Genomic DNA, 15,999 nt, shown 5'->3' with positions numbered 1-15,999 from the left:
CATTTAAAATATATTTCTCAGAAATACTTTTTTCAATCCCTATGCATTCGCCTTCAGAAATGCATTGATCTTCTCTACCAGTAAATCTGCGTCAATGCCATGTACCATTGCTGCCTCTTCCAGTGACTCTCCCTGTGATGCAGGGCAGCCCAGGCAGTGCATTCCGATTTCCATGAGGATCGGTGCAATGTCCATGTTGATGTTCAGCACTTCGCCGATAGTCATTTCTTTCGTTACCATCTTCTGTTACGCCTCCTTTATCTTTCGGTATTCCTTATTATATCCGCTTTGACCCATTGTGTAAACATTTAAAATTAATTTCTCGTAAATTTCTGGTTATTTATTTGTCAAGTTTTCATCCCCGTTTTTTCGACAAAAACAAATTTTTATCATTTCTCCACAAAACATCCGTTCTTTTGTTTACCATAAATAATCCACCAAAATGGGGGATTTCGATGTGGATAATGTGGATAAGTTTTCAAAAACTCCGGTTTTTCCACCTTTTTCATGTTTTTTTCTGTGGATAACTTGGATAAGTGTTTTTTCCAAATTTTTACAGCATTTTACAAATTTGTGTAAATTGCACATTATTTCGATTTTCGCAAGACGACATAATAAATTTATCCCTATGTTTATCGCCGGGCCGGGCTCATCTCGCGGCATTGCCGCTCGATGACCGTTGACCGTCGGATGCCCGCTCGTGCGAGCACGGCGGTCGCCCTCCGGGCGTATCCGCACAAAAAACCGGGCGGAACCTGTTCTGTTCCGCCCGGCCCCATGCCGTTCTTTTTCAGATGACCCGCCGCACAGTCTTGATCTGCATGCACGTGGCGGGTATGACGCCGATCCCCTTGGAGGGATTGATAGCGTTTACGATCTGTCCGTCTCCCATATAGATCCCCACATGGCCCTCGTACAGGATCAGGTCCCCGGGCATGGCCTGGTCATAGCTGACAGCCGTGCCTGCGTACTCCTGATCCCAGGTGGTCCTGGGAAGACTAATGCCAAAGTGGGCATACACGGACTGTACAAATCCGGAACAGTCCGCTCCGTCTGTCAGGCTTGTCCCTCCCCAGACGTAGGGGTTTCCGATAAACTGACAGGCGTAATCCACAATAGCCTGTCCTGTCCCCGCCTGGGAAGCCTGGACCTGGGCCGCAGCCTCGGCGGCCTGCCTTTCTGCCTCCGCCTGAGCGGCCGCTGCCTCGGCTGCCTCCCTGGCGATCCTCTCCTCTTCCTCCTGCCTGGAGACCGCGTAGTGAAAGGCGCTCTCTTCGCTCTGGCCCTCGGAAGACTGTATCAGCTCCTGGGCTTTCTGCTGTGCGTTATTTCCTATTATAATATACTGCGTGTACACATAGCCTGTGACGGATCCGCTCTCGATCTGCGTCCACTCGCCTACAGGGCCTGTGATCTTCGCCGCATAATCCGTGTACAGCTTTCCAACCCATTCGCTCTCTGTTGTTGGTTCGCTCCGCACAAACAGAAATGTGTCTGTGTCCACGTTCGCGAACGCCATATTTGAATACTCACCCTTTTCACTCGGCACAAGATAACTCTCCACGTCTATATCGCTGTCCGCTGCGCGGCAGTCATCCAGCACCGCCTCAATTCCCACTCCGGGCAGGGACATCTCCACATGATCGTCAGACGCCTCCGCCGTCTCCCCGGAAATTGAGATTACTCCAGTTAAAGTAACGATGAACAATCCTCTTTTAAAAGAAGAATTCATAAACAGCCTCCTAACTTCTTGTTTATGTTTTCTTATCTTTTGTAAATATTACAGAATTGTTACAAATGTTACGGTAAAATTATAACAACGTAAAACAGCTTTGTCAACACAATACCCCCGGATTTTAAGCGTCATATTATTATGTTTTTCTTAATTTGCCATTATTTTCCTGTCGATAAATGTTACAAATTGTTACATTCAAATTTCCCGGTTGACTTTTTGCTCAGAGCTGCTATAATCAAATTACAGTAATCATTATTATTATTGGTTATTGTTTTCATCTTAAAAAGGAAGGAGGCTGGCATATGGCAACTCTGAAATACAGCCGGCAGAGGGAGGCTATCAAGGAATTTCTTGCAGGCACAAAAGAACATCCTACCGCTGACACTGTCTACATGCATGTGCGCGAAGAATTTCCCCGCATCAGTCTGGGAACTGTCTACCGCAATCTGAACCTACTCGCCGACATCGGAGAGATCACGAAGATCACTACACCGGACGGCGGCGACCGATTTGACGCAGTGACCAGTCCACATTACCATGTAATATGTACCTCCTGCGGCAGGGTGATAGATTTGGAGATGGACCCGCTGGATACCATTGACAAACTGGCCGAAAAGTGTTTTGATGGGTGTATAGACCACCACACGGCTCTGTTCTACGGAACATGCGGTGATTGTTTGAAAAAGAATACAAAATAGGTATTGACAATCAGCGCGCAAAGGTGTAATTTAATATTAGTAATTGTTACTAATATTAAAAATATAAAAATAAAGAAAGGAAGTAGAAGATCATGAAAAAATTTGTTTGTACAGTATGTGGCTATGTTTACGAGGGAGAGGCAGCTCCGGCTGAGTGTCCAGTCTGTCATGCACCTGCTGAGAAGTTCAAAGAGCAGACAGGCGACAGAGAGTGGGCTGCTGAGCACGTTGTAGGCGTTGCACAGGGCGTAAGCGAGGACATCCTTGCAGATCTGCGCGCTAACTTCGAGGGAGAGTGCTCTGAGGTTGGTATGTACCTGGCAATGGCAAGAGTTGCTCACAGAGAGGGCTATCCGGAGATCGGCCTGTACTGGGAGAAGGCTGCTTACGAAGAGGCAGAGCATGCTGCTAAGTTCGCTGAGCTGCTTGGCGAGGTTGTTACTGACAGCACAAAGAAGAACCTTGAAATGCGCGTAGAGGCCGAGAACGGCGCTACAGCTGGAAAATTTGATCTTGCAAAACGTGCGAAGGCTGCCAACCTTGACGCAATCCATGACACAGTTCACGAGATGGCAAGAGACGAGGCTCGTCATGGAAAAGCATTTGAGGGACTCCTCAAGAGATACTTTGGCTAAGATCGGTCGGTCAATACAGTCAAATATACTTGTCGTCAACGACATACGCTTAAACAGAGGCTTGCAGGATGACAGTTCTGCAGGCCTCCTTTTACATTTATAGCATGGTTTTACTATATTCCAAAATATATTCACAAAGCAAAGGAGGAAGAAAATATGTCCAAGTACGCAGGAACAAAAACAGAGAAGAACCTTATGGAGGCATTTTCAGGCGAATCCCAGGCACGCAACAAATACACCTACTATGCCAGTGCCGCACGGAAGGCCGGCTTTGTACAGATGGCCAACATTTTTGAGGAGACTGCCAACCAGGAGAAGGAGCACGCAAAAATGTGGTTCAAGGAGTTCCACGGCATCGGTGACACTGCCGAGAACTTAAAGGACGCCGCTGAGGGCGAGAACTACGAGTGGACAGACATGTACAAGCGCATGGCCCAGGAGGCAAGGGAAGAAGGCTTTGAAGAGTTGGCTCAGAAATTCGAGGGCGTGGCCAGAGTGGAGGCCGCTCACGAGGCCCGCTACAAGAGGCTCCTGGAGCACTATCTGGACGGAACTACCTTCAAGGGCGAGGCTCCTCTTGGATGGAAATGCGGAAACTGCGGCTTCATCTACTACGGTGAGGAGGCGCCGGAGGTATGCCCGGTATGCAATCATCCCAAGGCTTACTTCGAGAGAAAGGCTGAGAACTACTAAAAGCAAAATACAAACGCAAAAAAGGGCGGCTGTCCGGAGATCCTGTTTCCCCGGGCAGCCGCCCTTCTGGCCTTCTGTCCTGTATCAGCTACTGCGCCATGGGCCTTGTGTGCCCTGTCGGCCCTGTCAGAAGGCCGCTCCGAAGGAGAATGGGACGCACCGCATTGTACAGGAAGCTCACCAGCACTGTGGAGACAATGGCATTTACAAATGTGGTCGCTGTGCTCCACTTTGCCAGCACCTCTGCCATCTGCTGGGGCTGGCCCAGAATGTACATCTTATAGAAATATCCCACCACCGGGTCTGCCACCACGTTGAAGGCAAGCCCCGCGATTGCCGCAGTGGTGCTCCACTTTGCCACGTAGGCCCTGTCGCTGCTCTCGTTGATCTTCGCAATCCTGTGGGCCACCAGGCCAGTGATAAGTCCGATACAGAGCTTCAGAAAGAAGGTCTTGGGCGCACCGGTGATGTAGATGGGATCCATGACATCCGCAATGCCCATCCCGATGGCTCCCGCCAGTCCGCCGTACCATCCGCCCAGAAGGAGTGCGCCCAGCACACAGAAGGCATTTCCTATGTGGAGGGAGGTGGCATCTCCTCCCGGCATGGGAATCTTTATCTGAAGATAGGTAAATGACACATAGCACAGGGCGGCCAGTATGGCCGTCTGGGCAAGCTTCATGACTGTCTGATTTCTCTGTTCCATACGATTACTTCCTTTCCTATATCGTATGTCTATGATAGCACCGCTCTGGTTCTGTATAAACATCCAGTTTTGTTTTTTTTGACCATACCAGTTTTAAAATTAAGAAAAAATTTTCTATTCCTTCTGTTGCTTTTTTCATATGAAGGGGTATAATAGATATAAACATATAATGTAGTTTTGAAAACCACTTTCAATAATATTCATTTCTAGGAGGTACGGTTATGACACAGATGATTAAGACACATGTAAAAGATCCTGGAAGCGCAATCACACACTTCATCGGCATGCTGATGGCTATTTTCGCGGCAGTTCCGCTTCTCATCAAGGCGATGCACGAGCCCAGCAGAATTTATGTGATATCCATAGCGGTCTACGCGGTAAGTCTGATCCTTCTCTACGCGGCCAGCACCACCTACCACACATTCGACCGCTCCAAAAAGGTGAACACAATACTGAAAAAGATAGATCACATGATGATCTTTGTACTCATAGCGGGAAGCTACACGCCCATCTGTCTTCTGGTCCTTCGGAACCGGACCGGCATCATTCTCCTCTCCATCGTGTGGGGGATCGCCATCCTGGGCATTGTGCTGAAAGCCTTCTGGGTGTACTGCCCCAAATGGGTGTCCTCCGTCCTGTACATCGGTATGGGCTGGACCTGCGTGCTGGCTTTTACACAGATCCTTAACTCCATGTCGCCGGCGGCCTTTGGATGGCTTCTGGCAGGGGGCATCATCTACACTATAGGCGGGGTCATCTACGCGCTGAAGCTCCCCATCTTTAACGGAAAGCACAAGTACTTCGGAAGCCACGAGATCTTCCACCTCTTTGTGATGGCCGGAAGCGCCTGCCACTTTGTAGTCATGTACGCTTTCGTGTTATAAGCTCTCTCTTATGAGCATTTCCTTCTCACTCCTGGTCATATGCTTGATCTCGTACTCACGCCGCATGGCCTCCTCCTTCGTCCCAAAGGCTTCACAGTGGACGAGGGTGACGGGCCGGCGGCTCTTTGTATATTTGGCTCCTTTTCCCTCGTTGTGGGCCCTGATCCTCTTTTTCAGGTCGTTGGTCCACCCCGTGTAGAGGCTGCCGTCTCTGCATTTCACAATGTATGTATAATTGTTTTTTTCCTTTTTATCCACGGGCTTTTCCACATTATCCACAGAGTTATCCACCTTTTCCACATTCATTACACAAATTATCCCCATATTGCGACAGCATTTTCCATGGAGCCGCCTTTTTTTCCACTGCTTTTTATTATAATGGAAGCAGTGCTTTTCTGGCAAGGCGTAAAAAAAGGGGCGCTCCCTTGCGTCCCTTTTTCCTGCCTGCCGGACATCTCAATCAGCCCTTAGTCAGCCATGTAGTCCATGGGATTGACCGGCTGCCCGTCCTTCCTCATCTCAAAGTACACGTTACAGCCCTCCACGCTGTAGTACTTGGTCGGCTGTGCCACATAGCCGATGACTGTCTTCGCCTCCACGTAGTCCCCTGTGCTGACCGTCACATCCTTGAGCTGGCCGTAGAACAGCTCGTAGCCGTTCCCGATGTCGATATTGACCGTTGTACCTGTCTGGGCGTTCTCATCGATGGATTTTACGATCCCTGTAGTGGAGCTGATCACCTGATCGCCCTCCGCCCCGGAAATGATCAGCGCCGGATTATACTTGTACTGATCCAGGGTGGAAAAATAGACCGTCTTGTCCATACTGTAGTTCATGATCACGTTGCCGTCCACAGGCCACAGCAGGATACTCTCACCGTTAAAGCTCACGTTCCCGGCACTGCCCGCTGTCTGGGAAGAGGCTGAAGCCCCGGAGGCTGTTCCCTGGGAAGTGCCTGCCCCGCCGGTCTGGCCCTCCGCTGCCTCACCTGCGGCTCCTTGTGCCGCGCTGCCCTGGTCCTCTCCTGCGGCCGCCCCGTCTGCCGGATCCTCCTCTGTGTTGATGACCAGGCTGCTGCCCGCCTCCTCCTGGCTCTCCTTCTCCTTTGTATCCGCATTTTCCTCCGCCAGCGCCTGCTCCTGCTGCTTTGCCTCCTGATAGTTCCGAAGTGTATATGTTCCCACCATGACCGCGGCAGCCACAAAGCACACAGCGAGGGTAATGCCTGCTCCTCTTCTGGATTTTGAGGGCTTCTGTCTCTTATTCATATTCATCACCTCTGGCTATATTTTTGCCAGAAGCAGGGTGCATTATTCTGTATCCTGGGAATTTGTAACGATTTCTGCCACCTCCCGGATCTCGGTTCCCTCAAAAAAGTACTGCAGGATTTCCGCTGCGTCTTTCCCCTCTTTTGCCATCTCGTTTGCGGTGTACTGGGACAGCCCAAGGCCATGGCCCACCCCTCTTGTGATAATTCGCAGCTTGCCATCGTACTTCTGCAGAATAAAACAGCTGGAGGCCAGGCCGTAGGTCTGCCGGAACTCCTCTCCGTTCACCGTCTCCTGCCCCACCCGCACTGAGGTCACATATCCCGCCGTGTCCATGGCCGTCACCTCTGCGTCCATGTCGTCCACAGTCACTGTCTGAATCTGCTCAGGAGATTCTATATCAAGCGGACAATCCTTGATCTTCAGGTAGGGGTAATCCCCGCTCCCCAGAACCTCGCTGCCATCCCGGGTGTTTCCGTTGGTCAGCCTGGTAAACGGCGTGTTGGCCAGATCCTCCCCGTACATGACAACTTGTCCCTCCGTGTCATCCCATGCCTCCTCCATCTTCCTGTGGTATCCGGAGTATCTGCTGTCCCCCCACTGCTGCCTCATCTCCTCCTCTGTCCAGAAATCGTCCTCCAGAAGAACCTGGGTTCCGCCCTCCTTTATACTCTTATAGACAGAGGTGCGCACCAGCACTGCCTGGGCTTTCAGGGCCTCCTCCTCGTAGTCCGCGGGTATCTCCTTTGCCATACGGCCGATGCAGTACTCGTCCAGCGGCAGCTCCAGCTCTGTGTCGTCCTTTTTCACCTTCACACAGGTGGTTTTCACGGCCGTGTCCGCCGGGATGGCCGGGCCGTTCATGAAGACGGTGACTATATAGGGAAGCAGCACGATAATGATGATGTAGCAGCCGATTTTTTTCAGTCTGTTGCGCATAAAAAACCCTCCCATACAGTAGTGTATGAGAGGGTTTTTCTGTTTATTCTTCTTCTGTCTCCACTTCCACTTTGATCTTGTCAAGATGCCAGATGTCATCCACATATTCCTGGATGGTTCTGTCGGAGGTGAATTTGCCACAGCAGGCTGTGTTGAGAAGAGCCTTCTTTGCCCAGCCCTCTGTGTCCTTGTAGGCCTCCTCCACCTTCTTCTGGGCCTCCGTGTAGGAGCGGAAATCCTTCAGGATAAAATACATATCCGCCCGGCTGCCGCCCTGGTTTGTGAGAAGGGAATTGTACAGGTCGCGGTACATCTCCGTGTCGCCGTTTGAGTAGGTGCCGTCCACCAGCTGATCCACCACCTTGTGGATATCCTGGTCATTGTGATAGATATCCTGGGGATGATAGCCGCCGTAGTTCTCGTAGTTGATAACCTCCTCAGAGCTCAGTCCGAAGATGAAGGCGTTCTCCGCGCCCACTTCCTCCACGATCTCCACGTTAGCGCCGTCCATAGTTCCCAGCGTGGGGGCTCCGTTCAGCATAAACTTCATGTTTCCGGTTCCGGAAGCCTCCTTGGAGGCTGTGGAAATCTGCTCGCTGACGTCCGCCGCCGCGAAGATGATCTCCGCGTTGGACACGCGGTAGTCCTCGATAAATACAACCTTCAGCTTTCCGTTGATGCTGCGGTCATTGTTCACCACGTCTCCCACGGAGTTGATCAGCTTGATGATCTCCTTGGCCCGGATGTATCCCGCGGAAGCCTTTGCGCCGAAGATAAAGGTCCTTGGATAGAAGGACATCTCCGGGTGCTCCTTGATCTGGTTGTACAGGTACATCACATGGAGGATATTGAGAAGCTGTCTCTTGTACTCGTGGAGACGCTTCACCTGCACGTCAAAGATGGACCGGGGATCCACCTCAATGCCGTTGTGTTTTAAAATGTAGGCCGCGAGGCGCTCTTTGTTCCTGTACTTGATGTCCATGAACTCAGCCAGCGCCTTCGGATCATCCGCGTATTTCTTTAATCCGGACATAAGAGACAGGTCTGTGATCCAGTTCTTTGTGCCCAGCTTTTCTGTTACCCAGTCTGCCAGAAGCGGATTGCCATGCATCAGGAAGCGCCTCTGGGTGATGCCGTTTGTCTTGTTGTTGAACTTCTCCGGCATCATCTCGTAGAAATCCTTCAGCTCCTGGTGCTTCAGGATCTCTGTATGGAGCCTTGCAACGCCATTTACAGAGAAGCCCGCCACGATGGCCAGATGTGCCATGCGCACCTGCCCGTTGTAGAGAATGGCCATCTTCCTGACCTTCTCCTCATTGCCCGGATACATCTCTCTCACCTGGATGAGGAAACGGCGGTCAATCTCCTGGATGATCTGGTACACTCTCGGGAGCAGCTTGGAGAACAGGTCAATGGGCCATTTCTCCAGGGCTTCCGCCATGATGGTGTGGTTCGTGTAGGCGCAGCAGTGGGTGGTGATATCCCAGGCCTCGTTCCAGCCCAGCCCCTCCTCATCCAGAAGGATGCGCATAAGCTCTGCCACCGCCACTGTTGGATGGGTGTCGTTCATCTGGAAGACCACCTTCTCCGGCAGCTTGTGCAGGTCATCGTGTGACTTTTTATACTTCGCGATAGCCGCCTGGATGCTGGCTGACACGAAGAAATACTGCTGCTTCAGTCGGAGCTCTTTTCCAGCGTAGTGGTTGTCATTGGGATAGAGCACCTCCACGATGGTCTTTGCCAGGTTCTCCTGCTCCACTGCCTTGTGGTAGTCGCCCCTGTCAAAGGAGTCCAGCTGGAAGTTGGTAATAGCCTGGGCATCCCAGATCCTTAGGGTATTTACATGATGGTTGCCGTAGCCCACGACAGGCATATCGTAGGGGATAGCCAGGACTGACTCATAGTTCTCCTGGACGAATTTTGTCCGGTTCGTGGCGTCATCGTACTCTACGCGGATGTTTCCGCCAAAGCGGACTTCCTTTGCGTACTCCTCCCGGCGCAGCTCAAAGGGATTGCCCTCCTTGAGCCAATCGTCCGGCGTCTCTACCTGATAGCCGTTCTCGATCTTCTGCTTGAACATGCCGTAGCGGTAGCGGATGCCGCAGCCGTAGGCTGCGTATCCAAGGGTTGCCAGGGAGTCCAGAAAGCAGGCTGCCAGGCGTCCCAGACCGCCATTGCCGAGGGCCGGATCCGGCTCCTGATCCTCGATGGCATTGAGGTCAATGCCCATCTCGTCCAGAGCCTCCTTTACCTCCCGGTAGGCTGTCATATTGATCAGGTTATTCCCCAGGGCCCTGCCCATGAGGAACTCCATAGACATATAGTAAACTGTCTTCGGGTCATCCTTCTTGAACTGGTCCTGTGTGGCGATCCAGTCGTCGATGATGACCTCCTTTACCGCGTAGGACACAGCCTGAAAGAGCTGCTGTGGCGTGGCCTCGTCGATGGTCTTGCGGTAGAGGGTCTTTACATTGTGTTCTACTTCCTTCTTAAAAGCCATTTTTTCAAATCTGGGATTATACATTTTTCCATTCCTTTCTTAGAGCCTTATCTTTCGACGCCGATGGTCACTTTCTCGCCGTTGATCTTCCACTCCTTCACATAGCCTGCAGGCTCGGCTTTCTCAACGGAGAGGGCAAGTGTCTCGCTTCCAATCTCCTCCCTGTGGTCAGCGAACACCTTCTCGGCTTTCTCGCTTCCCTGATAGGTGATATGGATCTTGTCGGTCACTTCGAAATCGGCCTCTTTTCTCATGGTCTGTACTTTGCTGATGATCTCGCGGACAAATCCTTCCTCAAGAAGCTCCGGTGTCAGATTTGTATCCAGCACAACGGTGATGCCATTGTTGTCCTCAGACACATAGCCCTCCATCTGTGCTGTGTCGATCAGAAGATCCTCCTTGAACAGAGTGATCTCCTGTCCGTTTACATCCAGCTTTAATGCTCCTGTGGCATTTACCTCGTCCATGGCCGCGTTTCCGTCGACCGCGTCCAGGGCCGCCTTGATGCCACCTAACATTTTACCATATTTTGGCCCAACTGTCTTTAACTGTGGTTTAAATGTATATGAAGTAAAGGCACGCACATCGTCTGTAAAGGTCAGCTTCTTCACATTCAGCTCATCTTTGATGATATCCTGGTAAAACTCCGGAAGCTGCGCACTGCTCTTTACGAACATCTGGCCGATGGGCTGGCGGTTCTTGATGTTGGCTGTATTTCTGCATGCACGGCCCATAACGACCACCTTCAGCACCTCGTCCATATTGGCCTCCAGCTCCTTGTCGATCCACTCTTCCTTTACTGTCGGGAAGTCGCACAGGTGGATGCTCTCCGGTGCGGAGGGATCGATGCTGCGGACAAGGTTCTGATAGATCTCCTCTGTCATGAAGGGGATCATGGGCGCTGCTGTCTTGCAGAATGTAACAAGAGCTGTGTACAGCGTCATGTAGGCATTGATCTTATCCTGGGGCATTCCCTTTGCCCAGAAGCGCTCACGGCTCCTTCTCACGTACCAGTTGCTCATGTCATCCACGAAATCCTGGAGCGCTCTGGCAGCCTCGGGGATCCTGTAATTGCCAAGGTGATCGTCCACCTCTTTCACCAGTGTGTTCATCTTGGACAGGAGCCATTTGTCCATGACAGGCAGCTTGTCGTAGTCCAATGTATATTTTGTTGCGTCAAACTCGTCAATATTCGCGTAGAGCACAAAGAACGCGTAGGTGTTCCAGAGAGTGCCCATGAACTTGCGCTGTCCCTCCACAACGGCTTTGCCGTGGAAGCGGTTAGGCAGCCAGGGAGCGCTGTTCACGTAGAAGTACCAGCGGATGGCATCCGCGCCGTATTTCTCCAGAGCGTCGAAGGGATCCACCGCATTGCCCTTGGACTTGCTCATCTTCTGGCCGTTCTCATCCTGCACATGTCCCAGGACGATTACATTTTTGTAGGGCGCCTTGTTGAAGATCAGGGTGGACACTGCCAGCAGGGAGTAGAACCAGCCTCTTGTCTGATCCACAGCCTCGGAGATAAAATCTGCCGGGAACTGCTGCTCAAAGAGCTCCTGATTTTCAAACGGATAGTGGTGCTGCGCAAAGGGCATGGAGCCTGAGTCGAACCAGCAGTCGATAACCTCCGGCACACGGTGCATCTCCTTGCCGCACTTGGGGCACTTAATGGTCACATCATCGATGTAGGGGCGATGCAGCTCGATGTCGTCCGGGCAGTTGTCGGACATGGATTTCAGTTCTTCGATGCTGCCGATGGAGTGCTGGTGTCCGCACTCGCACTCCCAGATATTTAACGGAGTTCCCCAGTAGCGGTTCCGGCTGATACCCCAGTCCTGGACATTTTCCAGCCAGTCGCCGAAACGGCCTTTGCCGATGCTCTCCGGGATCCAGTTGATGGTGTTGTTGTTGGCGATGAGCTCGTCCTTCACAGCCGTCATCTTGATAAACCAGGACTCGCGGGCGTAGTAGATCAGCGGTGTGTCGCATCTCCAGCAGTGGGGATAGCTGTGCTCAAATTTGGGCGCGTCGAAGAGAAGTCCTCTTGCGTCCAGATCCTTCAAAACCTCCGGGTCCGCCTTCTTGACAAACAGGCCGGCAAAGGGTGTGGTCTCGCCCATATTTCCCTTTTCATCTACCAGCTGCACAAAGGGCATGTCGTACTTGCGGCCCACCTTGGCGTCGTCCTCACCAAAGGCAGGGGCGATGTGAACCACGCCGGTACCGTCTGTCAGGGTTACATAGCTGTCGCATGTCACGAAGAATGCTTTCTTGTTCTGCTTTGCAGCGCAGTCGTAGGCGCACTGATACAGGGGCTCGTACTCCTTGTACTCCAGCTCTTTTCCCTTATAGGTCTCCAGCACCTCGTAGGCCGGCTGTCCCTCTGTGGCCAGCCTTCCAAGGACTGTGTCCAGCAGGGCCTGCGCCATGTAGTACACATAGCCGTCTGCGGCCTTTACCTTTGCGTAGTCCTCGTCCGGGTTCACACAGAGGCCGATGTTGGAGGGCAGTGTCCAGGGCGTGGTGGTCCATGCCAGGAAGTAAGCGTCCTCGTCCTTCACCTTAAAGCGGACAATGGCGGAGCGCTCCTTTACATCCTTGTAGCCCTGCGCCACCTCCTGGGCAGACAGAGGCGTGCCGCAGCGGGGGCAGTAGGGAACGATCTTGAAGCCCTTGTAGAGAAGGCCCTTGTCCCAGATTTTCTTCAGCGCCCACCACTCGGACTCGATGAAATCATTGTCATAGGTAACGTAAGGATGCTCCATATCTGCCCAGAAGCCGACTGTGTTGGAGAAATCCTCCCACATGCCCTTGTACTTCCAGACGCTCTCCTTACATTTGTTGATAAATGGCTCCAGGCCGTACTCCTCGATCTGGTCCTTGCCGTCCAGGCCAAGAGCTTTCTCCACCTCCAGCTCCACCGGCAGACCGTGGGTATCCCAGCCCGCTTTTCTGGGCACCATGTATCCCTTCATGGTGCGGTATCTTGGGATCATGTCCTTGATGACACGGGTCAGCACGTGGCCGATGTGGGGCTTGCCGTTGGCTGTCGGCGGCCCGTCGTAGAAGGTGTAGGTCTCGCCCTCCTTCCTGTTATCCATACTCTTCTCAAAAATGTGATTGTCTTCCCAGAACTTCTCAACCTCTTTCTCGCGGTCCACAAAGTTCAGGTCTGTTGGAACTTTCTTGTACATGGCTTCCTCCTTGTGAAAATGTTAACAGGGGACGTAATACTTTTAAAAAGTATTACGTCTGAACTTACACTAACTCCTGTGTTATTGTGTATATTGTTTGGAACATTTATGAAAAAAAGACCTTCACCCGATTAGGATGAAAGTCGTATTCCCTCATTTATAAACCACCTAACATACTATCATATGCCTTCCGGTAACGGCGGACTCCGTCAGCTCTTACTCATACTCTTTTCGGAAGCTGCGACTCTGAAGTGATGTTCAGGCACACCCTACTTGTACCGGCCTCACACCGCCGCCGGCTCGCTTTGACGTTCCCGCATGCCTTACTGTCTTCGTCACGGTCTTTCTCATATGGTTTTCTAAGACTATTACTTTTTACACGGTAAAAATTATAATAGGAAACCCCTGATAAGTCAAGGGTTTCCCTTTTATTTTCGACATTCTGCGTTATATTCCCGGCCAGTCCTCTGTCAGGGTCTTCGCCTGCGGCGTCCCCTGCGTCTCCTGCGCCTCTGCCGCCTGCACCAGGTAGTAAAGAGGATAAGCACAGCCAGGATCAGGATAATGACTGCCGCCACGACCATAAGGATCTTCCACACGCTGATTCCCCCGGCCTCTTCCTCCTGCGCCTCCGCCTCCTGGAAGGAGGCGTTTTTGTTCACCTGAACCTTGATCCGGCCCACCGGGTTGTCCTCATAGGTGTAGTCCAGGAACGACGTGCTGTTTCCCCCCGTGACCTGTTCCAGCTTTGCATCCAGGCTGGACAGCTTAAACCCGGATGGGATGGTGACATTGGCTGAGTCCAGTATCTTTTCTATGGCCTCATTGTCACCCGCGTCAATAGAAGCGTGCTGAAAATTGTTAAATCCGTACTCCAGAAGCGCCGTTGTGTCAGAGTAGACATGCCCCGGGAACACCTTCAAGGTGACGCAGACAAGCTTCATGTTTCCATTGTCCGCCATGGTCACCAGAGTATTGTTCGCCTCGGTCGTGTAGCCCGTCTTTCCTCCCACCGCGTACTCATAGTAATCGCTGTAGCCCGGCACCAGCATCTCATGCTTCTGCTGGAAAATATGTTCCTCTGTGGTGGCAGATGCCGGTATGGTATAGTTTGCCGTCTGGCAGATGGTAAAAAACTCCGGATAGTTAAACAGCTCTTTTGCGATCAGCGCCATATCCCTTGCGCAGGTATAGTGATTTTCGTCCTGCACGCCGTTTGTGTTTACAAAGTTGGAATTGGTTCCCCCCAGCTCTTCCACCTTGCGGTTCATCTCATCTATAAACCACTGGTAGTCCTCTCCCTGGGTCTTCGCCACCGTCTCTCCCACCGCGTAGGCCACTTCATTGGACGAGGCCAGGAGCATAGCGTAGAGGGCCTGCTCCATGGAGATGACATTTCCCTCCTTCAGGCCGATGGAGGCATAGCCGCTCCCTAAGCAGGTCAGGCTTTCCGCCGTGATCACCACGTCCTCCGTCATATCACAGTATTCAAAGGCCAGCAGGGCAGTCAAAAGCTTGGTGATGCTGGCCGGGTACTCCTGCTGATCAATATTCTTTCCATATAATATAGCCCCTGTCTCTGCGTCCATCACAATTCCCGCGTCACCGTAAATGCCGGGTCCCTGGGGCCACTCCTTCAGCTGGTTTGTCTGTACCTCCTGCTTGTAGGTGTCCTCCAGCTGCTTCTGATAGGGATCCTTCCCCTCTTCGGCCTGAGCTCCGTCCTGGGGCTGAGCTGTGTCCGCCGGGGCAGTGGCGCAGGCTGTATGCGGCACTGCTGTTATAGCGATCATTACTGACATGAGCAGACAGCCCGCTGTCCGTAAACCTTTTTTCATCTTCAACAGTCTCCTAAAAGAATTTGCGTCTATTATTATAGGCTATTTTTTCTTTTTCTACAACCAGAAAAACAGCCCATCCCGTATTTGCCGCTTACTCCAATACGACAGAAAACCTTTCTCCGTCCCCGCCGGAAATCCGCTTACCCGGTGATCAGCTTAAAAACCGCGATACATACAGAAAATACGGCTACGCCCTTTTTTAGAGGCTCCGGCTTCAGGAAGGAGGTATTTCTGCTTCCCGCCCAGACCCCGGCGCCGTGGCTGATCATGGAGACCGCCAGGAGGGAAAGAAAGGTTCCCGGATCACACTGGAGGCTGTATCCGATGCAGGAGGGAATGGCGATGAAAATAGAGTTAAAAAGAGCCACACCCACCGCGGTCTTCACAGGCACGCCCAGCACTACCAGCAGAGGCATCACAAGAATGGGACCTCCCGCACCGGAGAGAGCGCACAGGGCTCCGGTCACAAGTCCAAAGGCGACCATTCCCCACGCCGGAAGCTTTTCCCTCCCCCCTGTCTTCCTGTCCCTGTCCTTTCGAAGCAGAATGGAGATGCCGGAGGCCAGCACTACGAGGTAGAGGATCCTCTTGACCAACGACTCGTCCATCAGAAGGTTCAGCCAGACGCCAAGAGACGCCCCTATAAGGCTCCCGGCGCTGATCAGAAGTCCCAGCCTGACATCCAGATTTTTCGCTCTGTGATAATTCCACGCTCCCAGCACGCCGGAGATGAGGAAAGCAAAAAAGCTGAGCGCCATCCCCTGGGCCGCCGGCATGCCCATGAACCCGGAGTACAGCATGGGCAGGAGAAATCCGGCAATTCCTGTCAGCCCGATCATACCTCCCACCAGAAGATTTGCAAGAATAACGATCAAATATTCCACCATTAGGTCTGTATCCTTTCTG

At 52.1% G+C, this 15,999-nt stretch carries 14 protein-coding genes; 4 read left to right on the top strand and 10 right to left on the bottom strand.

Annotated features, from left to right (window positions below; genetic code table 11):
• Positions 1–39 precede the first annotated feature (39 nt).
• Both NI21_RS0110250 and NI21_RS0110245 read right to left on the bottom strand, forming a co-directional pair.
• A complete protein-coding gene (locus NI21_RS0110250) occupies positions 40–240 on the bottom strand; it encodes a DUF1858 domain-containing protein (RefSeq protein ID WP_033126123.1) in 201 nt (66 codons plus the stop codon).
• A 550-nt stretch (positions 241–790) separates the two neighbouring features.
• Complete coding sequence (locus tag NI21_RS0110245; protein WP_033126122.1) at positions 791–1,732, bottom strand: C40 family peptidase; 942 nt, start codon at positions 1,730–1,732, stop codon at positions 791–793.
• 305 nt (positions 1,733–2,037) lie between these two features.
• Here NI21_RS0110245 and NI21_RS0110240 point away from each other — a divergent pair, with 305 nt between their 5' ends.
• The 3 genes from NI21_RS0110240 (at position 2,038) to rbr (ending at position 3,761) form a co-directional block, all read left to right on the top strand.
• Positions 2,038–2,433, top strand: a complete 396-nt coding sequence (locus tag NI21_RS0110240) for a transcriptional repressor (RefSeq protein ID WP_033126121.1) — start codon at positions 2,038–2,040, stop codon at positions 2,431–2,433.
• 92 nt (positions 2,434–2,525) lie between these two features.
• Positions 2,526–3,068 (top strand): NADH peroxidase, encoded by a 543-nt coding sequence (locus NI21_RS0110235; RefSeq protein WP_033126120.1) that lies wholly within the window; start codon positions 2,526–2,528, stop codon positions 3,066–3,068.
• Between the two features lie 156 nt (positions 3,069–3,224).
• The gene (gene rbr, locus NI21_RS0110230; RefSeq protein ID WP_033126119.1) at positions 3,225–3,761 is read left to right on the top strand and encodes a rubrerythrin; all 537 of its coding nucleotides are present in this window, start codon (positions 3,225–3,227) and stop codon (positions 3,759–3,761) included.
• 88 nt (positions 3,762–3,849) lie between these two features.
• Here the strand turns inward: rbr and NI21_RS0110225 are convergent, their stop codons facing one another.
• The gene (locus NI21_RS0110225; RefSeq protein ID WP_052084041.1) at positions 3,850–4,467 is read right to left on the bottom strand and encodes an ECF transporter S component; all 618 of its coding nucleotides are present in this window, start codon (positions 4,465–4,467) and stop codon (positions 3,850–3,852) included.
• A gap of 221 nt (positions 4,468–4,688) precedes the next feature.
• On the opposite strand from NI21_RS0110225, the gene NI21_RS0110220 reads away from it, so the two are divergent.
• Positions 4,689–5,351: a hemolysin III family protein gene (locus tag NI21_RS0110220; RefSeq protein ID WP_171031534.1), complete on the top strand. Its 663-nt coding sequence runs from the start codon at positions 4,689–4,691 to the stop codon at positions 5,349–5,351.
• On the opposite strand, the gene NI21_RS0110215 is transcribed toward NI21_RS0110220, so the two are convergent.
• The 7 genes from NI21_RS0110215 to NI21_RS0110185 form a co-directional block, all read right to left on the bottom strand.
• Positions 5,346–5,657: a GIY-YIG nuclease family protein gene (locus tag NI21_RS0110215; protein WP_081958037.1), complete on the bottom strand. Its 312-nt coding sequence runs from the start codon at positions 5,655–5,657 to the stop codon at positions 5,346–5,348. The genes NI21_RS0110220 and NI21_RS0110215 overlap by 6 nt on opposite strands.
• Before the next feature lie 161 nt (positions 5,658–5,818).
• Positions 5,819–6,619: a M23 family metallopeptidase gene (locus NI21_RS0110210; protein WP_033126118.1), complete on the bottom strand. Its 801-nt coding sequence runs from the start codon at positions 6,617–6,619 to the stop codon at positions 5,819–5,821.
• Between the two features lie 42 nt (positions 6,620–6,661).
• Positions 6,662–7,558, bottom strand: coding sequence for a SpoIID/LytB domain-containing protein (locus NI21_RS0110205; protein ID WP_033126117.1), 897 nt, complete (start codon positions 7,556–7,558; stop codon positions 6,662–6,664).
• 43 nt (positions 7,559–7,601) lie between these two features.
• A complete protein-coding gene (locus NI21_RS0110200) occupies positions 7,602–10,082 on the bottom strand; it encodes a glycogen/starch/alpha-glucan phosphorylase (protein WP_033126116.1) in 2,481 nt (826 codons plus the stop codon).
• A gap of 23 nt (positions 10,083–10,105) precedes the next feature.
• Complete coding sequence (ileS, locus tag NI21_RS0110195; RefSeq protein ID WP_033126115.1) at positions 10,106–13,252, bottom strand: isoleucine--tRNA ligase; 3,147 nt, start codon at positions 13,250–13,252, stop codon at positions 10,106–10,108.
• A gap of 470 nt (positions 13,253–13,722) precedes the next feature.
• Positions 13,723–15,090: a D-alanyl-D-alanine carboxypeptidase family protein gene (locus NI21_RS0110190; RefSeq protein ID WP_033126114.1), complete on the bottom strand. Its 1,368-nt coding sequence runs from the start codon at positions 15,088–15,090 to the stop codon at positions 13,723–13,725.
• A gap of 143 nt (positions 15,091–15,233) precedes the next feature.
• Positions 15,234–15,980 carry a sulfite exporter TauE/SafE family protein gene (locus NI21_RS0110185; protein ID WP_033126113.1) on the bottom strand — a complete coding sequence of 249 codons (747 nt, stop codon included), beginning with the start codon at positions 15,978–15,980 and terminating at the stop codon, positions 15,234–15,236.
• Between the last annotated feature and the right edge of the window lie 19 nt (positions 15,981–15,999).

The organism is Eubacterium sp. ER2, from assembly GCF_000765215.1.
GTDB lineage: Bacteria > Bacillota > Clostridia > Lachnospirales > Lachnospiraceae > Claveliimonas > Claveliimonas intestinigallinarum.
This window is presented reverse-complemented; position numbering and strand designations above follow the sequence as displayed.

Bases quoted from the DNA above. Each gene is read 5' to 3' on its own strand.
- NI21_RS0110210 (WP_033126118.1), bottom strand. From the start codon at position 6,619: ATGAATAAGAGACAGAAGCCCTCAAAATCCAGAAGAGGAGCAGGCATT.
- NI21_RS0110215 (WP_081958037.1), bottom strand. From the start codon at position 5,657: ATGAATGTGGAAAAGGTGGATAACTCTGTGGATAATGTGGAAAAGCCC.
- NI21_RS0110205 (WP_033126117.1), bottom strand. From the start codon at position 7,558: ATGCGCAACAGACTGAAAAAAATCGGCTGCTACATCATCATTATCGTG.
- NI21_RS0110225 (WP_052084041.1), bottom strand. From the start codon at position 4,467: ATGGAACAGAGAAATCAGACAGTCATGAAGCTTGCCCAGACGGCCATA.
- NI21_RS0110185 (WP_033126113.1), bottom strand. From the start codon at position 15,980: ATGGTGGAATATTTGATCGTTATTCTTGCAAATCTTCTGGTGGGAGGT.
- NI21_RS0110245 (WP_033126122.1), bottom strand. From the start codon at position 1,732: ATGAATTCTTCTTTTAAAAGAGGATTGTTCATCGTTACTTTAACTGGA.
- NI21_RS0110240 (WP_033126121.1), top strand. From the start codon at position 2,038: ATGGCAACTCTGAAATACAGCCGGCAGAGGGAGGCTATCAAGGAATTT.
- ileS (WP_033126115.1), bottom strand. From the start codon at position 13,252: ATGTACAAGAAAGTTCCAACAGACCTGAACTTTGTGGACCGCGAGAAA.
- rbr (WP_033126119.1), top strand. From the start codon at position 3,225: ATGTCCAAGTACGCAGGAACAAAAACAGAGAAGAACCTTATGGAGGCA.
- NI21_RS0110220 (WP_171031534.1), top strand. From the start codon at position 4,689: ATGACACAGATGATTAAGACACATGTAAAAGATCCTGGAAGCGCAATC.
- NI21_RS0110200 (WP_033126116.1), bottom strand. From the start codon at position 10,082: ATGTATAATCCCAGATTTGAAAAAATGGCTTTTAAGAAGGAAGTAGAA.
- NI21_RS0110250 (WP_033126123.1), bottom strand. From the start codon at position 240: ATGGTAACGAAAGAAATGACTATCGGCGAAGTGCTGAACATCAACATG.
- NI21_RS0110190 (WP_033126114.1), bottom strand. From the start codon at position 15,090: ATGAAAAAAGGTTTACGGACAGCGGGCTGTCTGCTCATGTCAGTAATG.
- NI21_RS0110235 (WP_033126120.1), top strand. From the start codon at position 2,526: ATGAAAAAATTTGTTTGTACAGTATGTGGCTATGTTTACGAGGGAGAG.